This window comes from Peribacillus sp. Aquil_B1, from assembly GCF_022603275.1.
Classification (GTDB): Bacteria; Bacillota; Bacilli; order Bacillales; family DSM-1321; genus Peribacillus.
On sequence record NZ_JAKXEE010000001.1, the window covers coordinates 2,585,980 to 2,600,708 of the forward strand.

The window sequence follows — 14,729 nt, forward strand, 5'->3', positions numbered from 1 at the left end:
TTGAAATAAAGGGTGCGATCTCCCGCTTGCAAAGGTGATATTCAACTTCTCCTCAGTTCGTTCCTCATGAATGTTTAACATTTGATCATTATAAAATTGACTTAGACTTTGCATAATTGTTTTACCTACAAATATGGTCGGGTCCGAGTTTCTGATTTGATAATCAAGTTCAACAATTTTAGATCCAAGAATATACACTCCACCTGTATTTCCGCTATGATACCTGAATTGTTCAATTCCTTTAGATACCGATAAGCAGTGGGTATGGAGACTCCTAAATGTTCTGCTATGGATTCAGCGTCCATATTGGATTCCCCTCTAAAAAAACAATTACATTCCGGAAGGAAACATTTAAAAACTTCTAAATACAAACGCTTCATATTCTATCAATGGCCATTCTATATGAAGAAGGATGAAAAGACATTATTATTTCATTTTCTCAAATTAGCTAATATCGTACTTTGATAATATTTTATATTTTATATAGTATTGGTAGTTATATATTAAAGTATTATCTTATATTGATAATATTTTAATTGACATTTATGTAAATCAGGTAGGATAATATTAGCAACTAGTCATTCTGATTTTTCAAAAATTTTATTTATTTTAGAAACTTCGAACGTGATTAAATGGAAAGTGTCGCGATAAACCAAAGAAGGCAAACTCTTTCAATTGTACTTTTAAGGAGGGATTAAGTTAATGATTAAAATGAAAGCGCATTCTAAAACAAAAATTGGTCGAAAGGCATGGTTGACTATTGCTTTTTTATTTACTGTTTCCATTATTAACGTGGCTGATAAGGCAATTATCGGTCTCGCCTCTGTCCCCATTATGAAGGAATTAGATTTATCCCCATCACAATGGGGAATAGTCGGAAGTTCTTTCTTCTGGTTGTTTTCAATATCAGCCTTACTTATTGGAGCATTATCCGACAAAGTGGGGACGAAACGAGTGATTACATCTATTACAACCGTATGGTCAATCGTTCAATTCGCTACGATATTTTCCATGAATTTACCTTATCTGGTCTTGACCCGTATTATTTTAGGTGCTGGAGAGGGACCAACATATGCTCTTTCGATGGCTATGGCTGCGAAATCTGTTCCTAGAGAAAAAGTGGGGCTAACTCTTACAATAGTTTCCATTGGCAATACAGTAGGTGCTGCCATTGCGGCTCCTGTTTTAATCTTTTTTATTTTTAATTATGGTTGGCGTTCAGGATTCATCTTTCTAGGCATAGTTGGATCGATTTGGACGATTCTCTGGATACTGATTGTTAAACAACCAGAGGTAGAACAAAAGCAAACGAGTAAAGTGAAAAATAAAAACTCCAATTGGTCAGAAGTTCTACCCAAGTTATTTTCTTGTAATTTCATTTTCATTTCTTTGTGTGCCTTTGCTTCATACTGGTTCTTTTCCATTGAATTAGCTTGGTTTCCCAACTATTTTGAAGAGGCTAGAGGAATAAACGGTACCATGTTACAATTAGCGATCATGATTCCTTGGATTATTACCACTTTGTCGCAATTTACTTTTTCAACCATTTCAGATTGGCTTTATGCCAAGACGCAGGATATCGTTCGTTCACGGGTGTTTATTGTAGGACCTTTGATTCTTGCGGCGGCGGTTTTTTATTTTTTAGCAACCACAGTTAAGTCCAATACGTTGGCAGTCACATTTTTAACTTTAGGTGTGGCTTTGCGAAGCATTATTATGGTGCTTGGGCCTGCCATTTTAACAAGTATGTTCCCTAAACAACACTATGGAAAAGCTCAAGGAAGTTATACAGCCATCTACTATTTAGCTGGCATTATTGCCCCATATGTGACAGGGGTTATTATTCAAAATGCATCAACCACAATTGTGGGTTTCCATCAAGCGTTTAATCTGGGAGCTACTTTCCTTTTTGTAAGCGGTATCTTGTTCTGGATCTGGGTTCGTCCTCAGGATCAAAATAAGCCCAATGTTCATCTAACCGATAAGGAGGTTGTAAATAAATGATGAATCATTATGAAGATGTTATTATTTCGTGCGTAGTCCTACGGGTGCCATGCTTGTCAATTTGTTAGGTAAATGGTGATTCTTCTTAGACTATGGTCGTAAAATCTATTTAAAATGCCTCATCGTATTGAGACATTTTTTACTAATAGTAAGTTCATGGTAATCTTTGTATATGCAACTAATATGCAAATACACTTGGGGAAATTAATGAAGAAAACCGTTCAACGGATATTGTTATCACTCATAGTATCTTCAATGTTTTTATCAGCTTGCAAAACAGGACCAATAAAGAAAACACCCTGCAAAAAGTTAATAAGGTATAACAACAGAAAAAGAGATACAAGACAAGAAAGACTGAAAAAACAATAAGGTATTACATCGCTAATTTTCGATACTTTATTGCAAACTTCTATTATCTATTTAAGTTCAGCATACTCCTTAAGGATAGAGATTTATCGAATAATAGACTTACCTTTGTCGTGGCATTTCAAGCACTTCCAATTATTATTGTTTGTAATCAAAAAAGGCATGTTCCCTTCATGGGGAATCATGCCTTTTGTAAGGAAAATAGATGTTGAAGCTAGTAACTGCCCTTTTTCTTTTAACTAATTCTAACTTAAATTAAATGTTTGACTGTGTATAGTATACTTATTGATTTTTTCCATGCTTGCTTCATAGCCGATTCCTGGCAATTCCGGAACTTTGATTATTCCGTTTTCCACTGTAACTTCAGGGTCAATTATATCTTCTGCCCAGTAGAGGGAGGAAGCTGCGGTATCTCCCGGAAGAGTAAAGTTTGGCAGTGAAGTGATGGCAATATTATGCGCTCTTCCAATGCCTGATTCCAGCATACCCCCACACCATAGCGGAATTTCATTTTCAAGACATAAATCATGGATTTTCTTGGATTCAGTTAAACCTCCGACACGGCCAATCTTAATATTAATGATTTTACAGCTGCCTAATTTAATAGCCTTCCTTGCATCCTCTAAGGAGTGAATGCTTTCGTCCAGGCAAATAGGTGTTTTTAACCTTGACTGTAAATCTGCATGGTCAATGATATCGTTATAGGCAAGCGGCTGTTCAATCATCATTAATTTATAGTCATCCAAGGCGGATAGCCGGTCTATATCTTGTAAGGTATAAGCTGAATTTGCGTCTGCCATGAGCGGGATTTCAGGATATACTTTTCGGACCTTGTCTATTAATTCAACATCCCAGCCCGGTTTGATTTTTAGTTTAAAGCGTTTATAGCCTTCACCGAGACGAGCTTCAATCATATCCAGGGTCGAATCGATCGAGTCCTTTATTCCGATGCTTACCCCCACTTCAATTTCCTTTTTTGTTCCACCTAACACACTTGAGAGGGAAGCACCTTGCTTTTTCGCATACAGATCCCAAACAGCACCCTCTAAAGCTGCTTTTGCCATATAATTACCGCGTATATGGGAGAAATATTTTTCAGAGAGTTCATCCGGATGCTTGATTTCATTTTTAAGGATAATTGGAATTAGATAATCCTCAAGTATATGCCAGTTTGATTTTAAGGTCTCTTCATTATACAGAGGATCCAGCATCGCAACAGATTCAGCCCAACCGGAAATGCCATCATCGCTTTTTGCTTCTACAAGGATGAAATCCCTATTGTATTCCGTCCCAAAGCTAGTTGTAAAAGGTTCAAGCAAGTCTAGTTTAAGATGCCTTAGAATAACTTGTTTAATTTTCACTTGGAAATTCTCCTTTTGTGTTAAAACTGCTAAAAGACACAGTCTTACCAATTTTTTATTAAATAGGCTGACAGCAGCCTGAAGTTACGTTATTAAAATCAACCTGCTTATTTCCTTGTCAGCACATAAAACTGAACGGGAATTTCCGTCATGGAATTCTTTATAAAATCTGTTACCTCCCATCCTTGCTGAAATAAATCGGTAAATGTGTCCCTGGTTTTCATCCGCCATTCAGTGGCTGCTTGACTATTTGTGACCCTTATTGTCCTGAAGTCCTTTGGAATGGCCACAAAAGCTGTATCACATTTTTGTTCTGGCAGCGGAAGAGTGAAAGATGGAACAGGCAATCCCTTTTCAATGGTCTCCCATTGAATAAGTGAGTTTTCTATCGCAAAGTCAAGCGGAATTCCCCGTCCACTAGAATCCGTTGTCCCCTTTTTACCAATATGCCATTCAACAAGAAAGCGGTCAGATGGAATTCCGCTGTTTAAAAGATCTTCCATTTCACCATAGCAGTTTGCGATATATGTGGAACAAACCCCACCAAGCTTCGCTATATTCAAATATCCATTGATACTTTCCAAAGGATCGTAAGTCCAGGTAATAAGGGAATAGCCAAGCTTTAGCGCTTCCTCACGTTGTGCTAACTTTAACTTCTCCCCTATACCTTTGTTGCGAAATCGCTCATCTATGCCTAGTATATGTGAACAAAGATACGCTGTTTGCCCATTGAATCCCGGAAAGCTGTACTGAAATCCAATCAGCTTATCCTCAAAATAAGCTCCTAGAACCAGACCACCGTTTTTCACGGCTGTTAAAGTTTGGTGTGTGGGGATTGAGTCTGTTTCTCCCCAAATGCTGGACTCTAGCTTTCTTACTTCCTCTAGCTCTTCAATTCGATGAAGAGAATGAATTGCAATTTCATTTGTATTCGCCATGATTAACCTCCTATGAAAAGCACAAGCGCCTTGATCGGCCCAACAACATAAAATGACAAGGAAGTCCACTGCTGACGGCTTCGTACAAGGCGCTGGAGCTCTATCATTTATGTTTACGAAATACTCTCTTATTTTCTAACGAAAGAAATTATTCCACTTTACTGAAATCAGCCTCTTGCAATGGAGTCATTTTTGTTTTCTTTACTAATTTATAACCTAGAAAAGCCAGTAAAAATAATGGGAGCCCGATATAAGAAATTAAAATTCCATACCAGTCAATCTCAGGACCGAAAAATGCAGAGTAATTTTGTCCCAGAATAGCCGTAACACATAAAAATGTCGCTAAGATCGGACCGAACGGATACCATTTTGATACATAAGGCAAATCTTTTAAATCCCTTCCTTGTGCTATATATGCCTTCCGGAATCGATAATGTGTAATCGAAATTCCTAGCCAGGATAAAAAGCCGGATAATCCTGCAGCATTCAATAACCAAGTATAAATTGTGCCTTCACCGAAAAGAGAGGTCAGGAAAGCTGCCATCCCAACGATTGTCGAAAAATATACAGCATTCACTGGAATGCCTCCTGAATTCACTTTTTTTAGGAACGAAGGGGCTTTTCCTTCTTTCGCCAGCACCCAAAGCACGCGAGAAGCTCCGTACATGGCGGAATTGCCTGCAGAAAGAACAGAAGTAAGAATGACCACATTCATAACGGATGCAGCGATGGCAAGCCCAGCGTTTTGAAAAACTAGCGTAAAGGGACTTACCGCAATATCTTCAATATCCGAGCTTAACAAACGCGGATCATTATAGCTTATTAAAAATCCAATCACGATTATTGCCAATACATAAAACAAGAGCAGTCTCCAGAAGATTTGCTTAACGGCCTTTGGTATATTTTTTCTCGGGTTTTCACTCTCACCGGCTGCAATTCCTACCAACTCGGTGCCTTGAAAGGCAAACCCGACCACCATAAAGACACTTATAATGGATAAAAAGCCTCCCTTAAACGGTGCCTCCCCTTTGGTGATATTTTCAAAACCTACGGCATCCCCTCCCATGATTCCTACAATCATTAATATCCCTACTGCTATAAAGATAATAATCGTCAAAACCTTTATTATGGCAAACCAGAATTCTGATTCTCCATATCCTTTTACCGATAAAATATTCAGGCCAAATATGAGTGCAAGAAATAATGCGCTCCAAATGATGCCCGGAACAGATGGCAGCCAATATTTCATGATAAGGGAGGAAGCTGCTAATTCCAACGCGACTACGATTGCATTGTTATACCAATAGTTCCAACCAATCGCAAATCCTAAAGCCGGATCGACAAACCTTGATGTATAGGTACTAAAAGAGCCTGTGATAGGAATAAGGGCAGCCATTTCGGCTAAGCTAGTCATCAGGAAGTAAACCATGATACCAGCAATGATATAGGCAGCTACAGCTCCTCCAGGACCCGCAGTATGTATAATGGAACCGCTTGCTAAAAATAGCCCTGTTCCAATGGTTCCGCCGATTGCGATCATGGAAAGATGCCTTGGTTTGAGTTTTCGCTCCAGTTGTTTTTCTTCAGCAGCTGTTTGTTCCCCGGTTTGTGATGTTTGTGCGGTATTTTCCATAAAACACCCCTTCATTAATTTTTTTAGTGAAAATTTTATTCTCCAGCCGTCATCATTACTGTGTTAATTAATATTTTCGTTCCATAAATAAGTGCTCTTACATTAAACATCATATCCGGATGGTGCAGACCAGGCGTTAGATCACAGCCTAACCCTATCATGGTTGCTGTTAATTCAGGGTTTTTAGCTGTATAAAAATGAAAATCCTCGCCGCCTTGAGAAACGCAGACCGGTACGACATTTTCCGCCCCAAGGATATCTTCTATTGCGGCCTCAGCCAGCTTTATCGCTTTTTCATGCAAGGTCGCCGCGGGGACATATTCTTCCGCAGACCAGGAGATGGATGTTTCAGTTTGTTCCATTGTCTGGTCAATAGCAACCTTCGTTAAGTGATTCAGTTGATTCATTACATCATTTGACTGCGCTCTGGCATCAATAGCAAAGACAGCTGTTTCCGGGATGACGTTTGATGCTTTGTTGTTTGTTTCAAATTGAGTCATTTTGATGGAATAAGGAGTTTCAGTCTCCAGATTGATCTGCTGTAATTTTTGGACAAGCAAAGCTGCTGCCTCGATTACATTTATTCCATCTTGCGGACGGGATGCATGGGCCTGAATGCCTTTGATTGTTCCCCTTATCGTTTCGGCAGAGCCATGGACAATGACGGGGGAAGCCTTCATATAAGGAACCTCCGTACTGGGTCTTACATGTATCCCGAATAAATATGTAACATTCTCCAACGCGCCATCATTGATCATTTGAAGAGCGCCTTCCCCTTTTTCTTCCGCAGGCTGAAATATAAATCGGAGAGTATGTTTAGGCCGGATTCCGCTGGAGGCAATGGCCAATGCTGTATATAAAACCATTATGCTATGTGCGTCGTGTCCACATGAATGATTGGCCTTTACAATTCCATCTACTTCCTGAACAAGCGCATCCATATCAGCCCTTAATGCCACAACCTTTTTTGAGATGCCTGGAATTTCGGCAATGATTCCATAATGGCCCTGAAATGTTTTTACGGTTATTCCCGCTTCCCTAAGACATTTTAAAATATAGCTAGACGTTCTTTCCTCCTGCCAGCTTGGCTCAGCCAAGGAATGCAGGTCATGATAGGACTTTAACAATAATCCTTGCTGCTGATCAATATATTGAATCGGGTTCATAATGATGCACCTCCCCTTTTACATGAATTTAAAGTCATTCATTAAACACTTCATAACTTGAATATAGCCCTTCTAATTTTTGCTGATGCGTATTTATCCGTTTTGCGTCTTTTTGATGTATGCCTGCAATAACCAAGTCCAATAAGCTAATGACGGAAGCAATTGAATTCGTTCCGGTTTCTGCGTTTTCTTCAGTTGTCAGTGCAATATCAGAGATGCGGCCAACAGGTGACAGGAGGCGGTCTGTAACTGAAAGTAAACAAACTCCTTGTTCTTTTGCACACTCCGCAACTTTTAATGTTTCATTCGCATATCTTGGAAGGGAAAAAACAACTATCACAGACTTGTTAGTGAGATTACAAAACTTTTCATAGAAGTCACCTGTTGGAGAACATAAACTTACATTTTCCCTTAATGAACTTAGCGTATAGGAAAACCAATAGGCAGCGGCATGGGAAATCCGGTGACCTACAATTAATATTTGGTCAGCCTGTATCAGGACATCGACCGCTTTCCATATATCCTGAACGTTCGTATGATCTAATAGATGTCTTAAAATATGAACTTCGTTTTCTATCACTTTGGTAAATGGATCTTGCTTGTCATCAATGCTAAGAATGGAATCACTATTGGATATATCCGTTTGATTTTGGTGCAGCAGCTGTTTTTGAATTCTGTCCTGCATTTTACTAAACCCTTCAAATCCTAATGAATAGGAAAACCGAATGACCGTCGTTTCACTGACCTCCGCTTCCCTACCAATTTGGAAAGCCGTTTTAAAGGCAGCTTGATCCAAATTTTCAATCAGGTAAGCGGCAACCTTTTTTTGACCTGTTGATAGATGGTCAAATCTTTCTTTCACTAATAATTTAAATGGAAGATGTTCCACACTATCACTCCTTTCTGGTGAATCAAATACTTCTTTTTAATAAAATGACGAAGGAAATACTTCTTTGTTTTATACACTATCACAATTTAATTAGAAAAAGAAGCAGATTTTTTGATTTTTTTGATAATTATAAACTTCAAATTTCAGCAGCAATTTGCCTTTCAGATATTAAGAATAAACATTTCAGTTGATTTCAGAAATCCGCTCCCTTTCCGCCGACTGTCTGCCGAGCCTCCTCGACGCAAGCGTCTGTGGGGTCTCGGCTAGACAGTTATTCAGCAGGAGTGCCGCAATTTTCTTCAATCTATTATTTATTACGGTAAAAAAACTTAAAGGATTATCTAGTTAAAAATAATTCGGGATGAGGTTAGCCTACTTTTCTTATTTAACTTTCCCGTTGAATTCTGAAATCCGCTCCCTTTCCGCCGACTGCCTGCCAAGCCTCCTAACGCAAGCGTCTGTGGGGTCTAGGCTAGCCAGTTTTTCGGCACAGTGTCGCAATTTTCTTCCATCCAATGAGGATTACATCTGAAAAACTTAAGGGATGAACTAGTCTAAAACTTAGTTCCGAATAGAGCAGCCTACAGTTTTTTCTTTTAAAACACAAAGTTGATTGGAACGAAAGGTGCGAGACTCCTGCGGGAAAAGCGTGGCATGGGAGACCCCGCAGGCGCGCCGAGGAGGCTCCCGCCCGCCCGCGGAAAGCGAGTGCCTGAAGTGGAAATCAACGTTCCCCTTTTATAAACCCACAAAAAAGGACTGTCGGCTAAAAAAATTATCTAGTTTGTAGACAAAAGGATTCTATCTAAATAAAACAAAGTTAATTGGAACGGAAGGTACGAGACTCCTGCGGGAAAAGCGTGGCATGGGAGACCCCGCAGGCGCGCCGAGGAAGCTCCCGCCCGCCCGCGGAAAGCGAGTGCCTGGAGTGGAAATCAACGTTCCCCTTTTATAAACCCACAAAAAAGGACTGTCGGCTAAAAAAATTATCTAGTTTGTAGACAAAAGGATTCTATCTAAATAAAACAAAGTTAATTGGAACGGAAGGTACGAGACTCCTGCGGGAAAAGCGTGGCATGGGAGACCCCGCAGGCGCGCCGAGGAAGCTCCCGCCCGCCCGCGGAAAGCGAGTGCCTGGAGTGGAAATCAAATCCACCACCAAATTACATTCTTGGTTCGGATCTCTAATTACTTTATTTGTAAATCAATAACTTCATTGACACCAAGATATATGTTAGAATATTCTGTAGTTTCAACTTATTCAAGGAGGTAATTTTATGGGGGAACCATCTAAAGGAAACGAGCTTTTACAAGTTATAACAGAGGGAAAACAGCCTCCGAATTGTGATTTAACGTTACAGATTGAAGCAAACTTTGCCCAAGATGGAATTGCGAGAGGTGTATGGAAAGTAGATGAAAAGTTTATTAACGGAATTGGTGTAGCAATGGGTGGATTTGTTACTTCTGCAGCAGATATTATGATGGCTTATGCGATTTCATCTAAATTAAGCATCGGACAATCCTTCGCATCGATTGATTTACATACTACCTTTCATCGACCAGTAAGATTAGGAGACGTACAGGTTGAAGCAAAAGTAGACCGAATTGGAAAAAAAACAGCTTATGTACTGGCAGATTTATTTCAAAATAATAAAAAAGTGGCAAGTGTTGTGTCATCAGTTATGGTCCTTTAAACGGATAAAAAAGCATGTTGCACAAAAAAATCTTTTCGTAACATGCTTCTTTCAATTAAATAATTCGGTAAATCAAGAACGGCTCACAAGATTTACCGCTTCGCCTAATCACTTCATTGTGAGCTCCATTATATATTTACTTGAAGATATCCCCCACATCAAACCAACCATCGCAGCACATGGCTTTTGAGATCCATGGTGAACAGACCGTAATCAATGACGACCATTTCGTCATTCTCGTTATATCCGACATTATCCAAGCGTAAATCTATTGGGATGATCCCGTACTTCAGGAGTTTTAATTCCAACTTGATCAGTTTCGTATATTCCTTGATTGTAAACGGCACTTTCGTATCCACCTTCTTCATGATAATCCAGCCCGTACCATGCTCCTTAACCGGACAAATATACTTTTTGACTTTCTCATTACAGTTATCATATATATAAGCTTCATTTTCATTGCTTAGTAACCCTACTTCTGACAAAGCAATTTTTAAAATATAGCCATTATTTAAATCATAGACGATCCGGTTAAGACCATGCCCGATCATTTTATACTTGAACTTTAGCGTTTTTCTGGCGGTAGATACTATTTGTCCAGCGGTTATATAAAATTGGAATATCCCTATTTGAGATATCCAGGACTCAATGGCTTTTATCTCTTGCATGGACAGAATTGTACTTTCATTCGGCTGATGTTTCCTTTCCTTCCCATTGTTAATTGGCCACATTCCCTAAACGTCTCCTTTTTTAAAATATTTGTTAATAGAGAGATTGGGTTCCATTGAGCTGTAACAATAAAAATACTTAGAAGATACGATAATAAGTAAAAGATTGTGTTTTGGCTGTATACATGGAATTCATTTTCTGAAAACAATCCACAAATACACATTTCCCATCCAAAAAACGCCAAGTATCTCACCAGTTTCAAACGAATCTCTCTTCTTAACAAGATATGATATTTATGAAAAATGGCTTGTACAATTACTGAGAAATTGACATACAACTGGAATGCCCTGGTATCCCAATGTGTCAAACTCAGTAAAGTCAGTTTTCCTTTAATAAAAGATATGAAAAAGACAGATGACAAATAGTTTGCCATCTGTCCAGCTATACTTTTACTTCGACTTGTATTAATAATAAAGTACTTTTAACGTTCAACTAGAAAAATCCTTAACTATCCTCTCTATAAAGAAACTTCAATCCTAAAGCTATGAGTTTCACACTTGATTATGTATAGCTTATAAAAACGGCATTTCTGAATCACATGCAATAGTTAATCACGCTTATTCAAAAACTCTTCTAATTCTTCAGAAGTTGGATAAGAAGACTGTGTTCCTCGTTTAGTGACACTTAATGCGGCATATGCTGTAGCCATTTTTATCGCATGAAGTACATCGCCATTTTTCACAAGGAAATGTGCAAAGCAACCTATAAAAGCATCCCCAGCGCCAGTAGTATCATTCGCAATTACTTTATGTGACTCGACAGTTTGAGTTTCTTCCTTTGTTACCCACATGACGCCTCGGCTTCCCATTGTCACAATGACATTTTTTACACCTTTTTTAATTAACTCGTATGCCGCTTGTCTAATTTGGGAATTAGAGGAAACAGGCATTCCTGTTAAAATTTCCAGTTCGCTCTCATTCGGAATAAAAAAGTCACTTTTGCACACATAATCAAAATCAAGTTCTTTTGATGCAGGTGCCGGATTCAAAATGACTGGAATGCCCTGCTCATAACCAAATTCGATTGCACGGTAAACGGTTGGAAGCGGAATTTCCAGCTGAAGGACAATTAAAGAGGATGTCTTAAGTTTATCAGTTGCTCGCTCCACGTCTGCCGGCATCAGGTGTTGGTTTGCTCCCTTAATAATCAGGATGCGATTTGTTGATTCTTGATCCACAAAAATTGGTGCAACACCGCTTGATGTTCCGCTGACTTTATTGGTAAACTCAGTATCGATTCCGTGGCTTTCGAGGTTTTGAATGGTGTTATCTGCAAAGAGATCATCGCCAACCTTTGTTACCAACATAACCTTTGAGCCCATTTTGGCAGCTGCCACTGCCTGATTTGCTCCTTTCCCCCCGCATCCAATCTTAAAATCCTGCGCCTCAAGTGTTTCTCCCTCTTTCGGCATTTTATCAATGTATGAAATCAAATCAACCATATTCGATCCAATTACTGCTATATCCATTTCTTTTTCCCCCTTATTTCTTCCCGGTTATAATCGTGAAAGACCTCTCTTCCCCTGCTTCGAGCGTAATCAATGTTCCAGCTTTTTCTGCAGCATTAAAACCTTCTGGACGACATGTTGCAGGCAGCACGAATGATGCAACATGCTGATTTGCATTATGCAATAACCATCTTGTAGCATAATTCAATTCCGCTGTTGAAAAACTTGTAAAGAAAGTAACTCCATCTGGAGAAGCCATTTCAAACTCAACATCTTCTTGGTATAGATTCAGCTCATCCGCAAAAAAAACGATTTCTGGATCATACATTTCCGGTTTATTTAATACTGCGAGCGATTCTTCGCCATTTAGCAGCTTCTTATTATAAACCAGCCATTTTTCTGTCGGCTTCACATGACCTGGAATCGATCCTCTAAGCTTGAAAACACCGTCTGGAATGTTCTGCTTCATTACGGCATTTTCTAAATATGCATAGTTAGTGTGGAACATATACTGAAGTGGCATTTCTGCACCTGATAAATTTTTCACATTCATGCTCATTTTAATAAAACCTTTTTCTTTGAACATTTCAACGCTCGGAGTGGCAAGATAATGGTGCCCAAACCCTTTGACGTACTCTGTCTGGCCAATTATTTTTATACCAATATCCGTTATTTCAAGCCAAGCCCTATCCATTTCGGCACATGGCATTTCTCCATGCATTTCATGGTCATCATCCGATCCCGGACAGCCATTGCTGATTAATCCTGAATGAAAGGCAAAACATCCATATGTATCTACGATTCTCTCAACCTTTTTAGGCTGAGAGAACATACTCTTCATTTTAAGATCTACACCGTCAAATTCCAAATCCCAAATCATCTGACCCATATATGGGAGGACAACCATTCTTCCTCTTGAATTTGTTAGCTCAATCGCTTCAATACCTGATGGATAGCGGAATAAGTTTACACTGAGTTCATTGTTGGTAAAAAAAACGGTTTTGTTTTCCTTGAAAAAGTCCCGTTGCAGTTCAATTGTACCCATCATACTTACCATCCCTTTCCTATTATATCCAAAGAGGACAGCAAAGTTTATAACTGTCCTGGTCAGATGACAATTTTTAAATCAGACTGATTCCACAGGTTTTTCTGAAGGCTGGACCGATGCATTTTGCTTTTTCATTTCACCGAAGAAATAGCAGCCGACGTAGATAAAGCATGCCATCGATACAAGAAAGGCCAATTGCATGGAACCGAAGTAATCAGATACAAACCCTTGTACTGCCGGGATGACCGCTCCGCCTACAATAGCCATGACGAGGATTGCTCCTGCCGTTTCTGTATATTTCTTATCTTTTATGACTTCAAGTGTTTCAGCATAAATCGTTGCCCAGCATGGTCCAAACAGCATGCTGACAGCAACTGCAGCGTACACAGCTGTTATGTTCGGAACAAACACCACATAAGCAAGAAGGGCTGAACCGATGATGGAGTAGCAAATCAATACCTTAGATGGAGAGAATCGGGTCATCAAGAAATTGGCTATGAACTTCCCTACAAAGAAGGCACTAAAACTATAAACCATAAAGGTTGAAGCTGTACGCTCGTTGATGTCAGGATTTAAATCGAGCGCAAGCCTAATAGTAAATGACCAAACCGTCACCTGCATACCAACGTATAGAAATTGTGCAGCAATTCCTTTTCGGAATCGTTTGTTTCCACCTAAGTATTTCAGAGTTTCAATGATTCCAGGTGTTTTCTCTGTAACTTTGCCGCTTTTCACTTCCGGCTTACAGGACGGGAACTTAGTGAAAATAAACAGTATAAGTACACCGATAAGGACAAAAATCATATATCTGTAAGGTTCTAGGGTATTTTCAAGCATTTCCAATCCAAAAGCCTGTGCCTCCGCCGGAGACATAGTCGCCAATTGCGCCTCAAGACTTGCTCCTTTTTGGAAAACAAGGTATTTCCCAAGTAAAATTCCTGAAATCGCACCAATTGGATAAAATGTTTGGCTGATATTCAATCGAAGAATCGCAAATTTGCGCGGACCAATCATGGAACTATATGTATTTGCAGCTGTCTCAAGAAAACCTAAGCCAATCGCGATGGAAAAGATTGCAAATAAAAACATTGTATAGGTAGCCATATGCGAAGCCGGGTAAAACAATGAGCATCCTACAATATAGAAAAGCAAGCCAGTAATTATGGCAAACTTATAATTAGTTTTCTTGATTACCATAGAAGCAGGTATAGCTATCAGAAAATATCCTCCATAAAATGCACTCTGCACTAAAGCACTCGCAAAATCAGTTAACTCAAATACATGTTTGAACTGTGCAATCAAAATATCGTTCAAACTGGCAGCCACTGCCCATAAAGGGAAAAGCAAAGACAACAGGATAAACTGAAAAAAAGGTGTACGATTCAAATAACCATCAGGCAGCTGAATTATGTTTTGTTTTTTCATTATCTAACATCCCCTTGTGTCCATAATTT

The 14,729-nt window shown here is 39.2% G+C and carries 12 protein-coding genes; 2 read left to right on the plus strand and 10 right to left on the minus strand.

What is annotated here, in order from left to right:
* Positions 1-125: 125 nt before the first annotated feature.
* Positions 126-380, minus strand: a complete 255-nt coding sequence (locus MPH60_RS27960; RefSeq protein WP_405389878.1) for an HTH domain-containing protein — start codon at positions 378-380, stop codon at positions 126-128.
* Between the two features lie 322 nt (positions 381-702).
* Between MPH60_RS27960 and MPH60_RS12555 the strand changes: the two genes are divergently transcribed.
* Entirely contained in the window at positions 703-2,004 is a 1,302-nt protein-coding gene (locus tag MPH60_RS12555; RefSeq protein ID WP_241589022.1) for an MFS transporter, read from the plus strand.
* A gap of 611 nt (positions 2,005-2,615) precedes the next feature.
* Here MPH60_RS12555 and menC read toward each other — a convergent pair.
* The 5 genes from menC to MPH60_RS12580 form a co-directional block, all read right to left on the minus strand.
* Positions 2,616-3,731, minus strand: a complete 1,116-nt coding sequence (menC, locus tag MPH60_RS12560) for an o-succinylbenzoate synthase (protein WP_241615832.1) — start codon at positions 3,729-3,731, stop codon at positions 2,616-2,618.
* Positions 3,732-3,838: 107 nt separating this feature from the next.
* Positions 3,839-4,669, minus strand: coding sequence for a GNAT family N-acetyltransferase (locus tag MPH60_RS12565; RefSeq protein ID WP_241594231.1), 831 nt, complete (start codon positions 4,667-4,669; stop codon positions 3,839-3,841).
* A gap of 148 nt (positions 4,670-4,817) precedes the next feature.
* Positions 4,818-6,302, minus strand: coding sequence for an amino acid permease (locus MPH60_RS12570; RefSeq protein ID WP_241594232.1), 1,485 nt, complete (start codon positions 6,300-6,302; stop codon positions 4,818-4,820).
* A 35-nt stretch (positions 6,303-6,337) separates the two neighbouring features.
* Entirely contained in the window at positions 6,338-7,468 is a 1,131-nt protein-coding gene (locus MPH60_RS12575) for an amidohydrolase (RefSeq protein WP_241594233.1), read from the minus strand.
* Between the two features lie 34 nt (positions 7,469-7,502).
* Complete coding sequence (locus MPH60_RS12580; protein WP_241594234.1) at positions 7,503-8,357, minus strand: MurR/RpiR family transcriptional regulator; 855 nt, start codon at positions 8,355-8,357, stop codon at positions 7,503-7,505.
* A gap of 1,277 nt (positions 8,358-9,634) precedes the next feature.
* On the opposite strand from MPH60_RS12580, the gene MPH60_RS12585 reads away from it, so the two are divergent.
* Positions 9,635-10,051: a PaaI family thioesterase gene (locus MPH60_RS12585; protein WP_241594235.1), complete on the plus strand. Its 417-nt coding sequence runs from the start codon at positions 9,635-9,637 to the stop codon at positions 10,049-10,051.
* Positions 10,052-10,209: 158 nt separating this feature from the next.
* Here the strand turns inward: MPH60_RS12585 and MPH60_RS12590 are convergent, their stop codons facing one another.
* From MPH60_RS12590 to fucP, 4 genes are all read right to left on the minus strand, one after another.
* Positions 10,210-10,782: a hypothetical protein gene (locus MPH60_RS12590; RefSeq protein ID WP_241594236.1), complete on the minus strand. Its 573-nt coding sequence runs from the start codon at positions 10,780-10,782 to the stop codon at positions 10,210-10,212.
* A gap of 545 nt (positions 10,783-11,327) precedes the next feature.
* Positions 11,328-12,248, minus strand: coding sequence for a ribokinase (gene rbsK, locus MPH60_RS12595; RefSeq protein WP_241594237.1), 921 nt, complete (start codon positions 12,246-12,248; stop codon positions 11,328-11,330).
* A 13-nt stretch (positions 12,249-12,261) separates the two neighbouring features.
* Positions 12,262-13,275 (minus strand): aldose 1-epimerase family protein, encoded by a 1,014-nt coding sequence (locus MPH60_RS12600; RefSeq protein ID WP_241594238.1) that lies wholly within the window; start codon positions 13,273-13,275, stop codon positions 12,262-12,264.
* 78 nt (positions 13,276-13,353) lie between these two features.
* Entirely contained in the window at positions 13,354-14,700 is a 1,347-nt protein-coding gene (fucP, locus tag MPH60_RS12605) for an L-fucose:H+ symporter permease (protein WP_241594239.1), read from the minus strand.
* Positions 14,701-14,729: the final 29 nt, after the last annotated feature.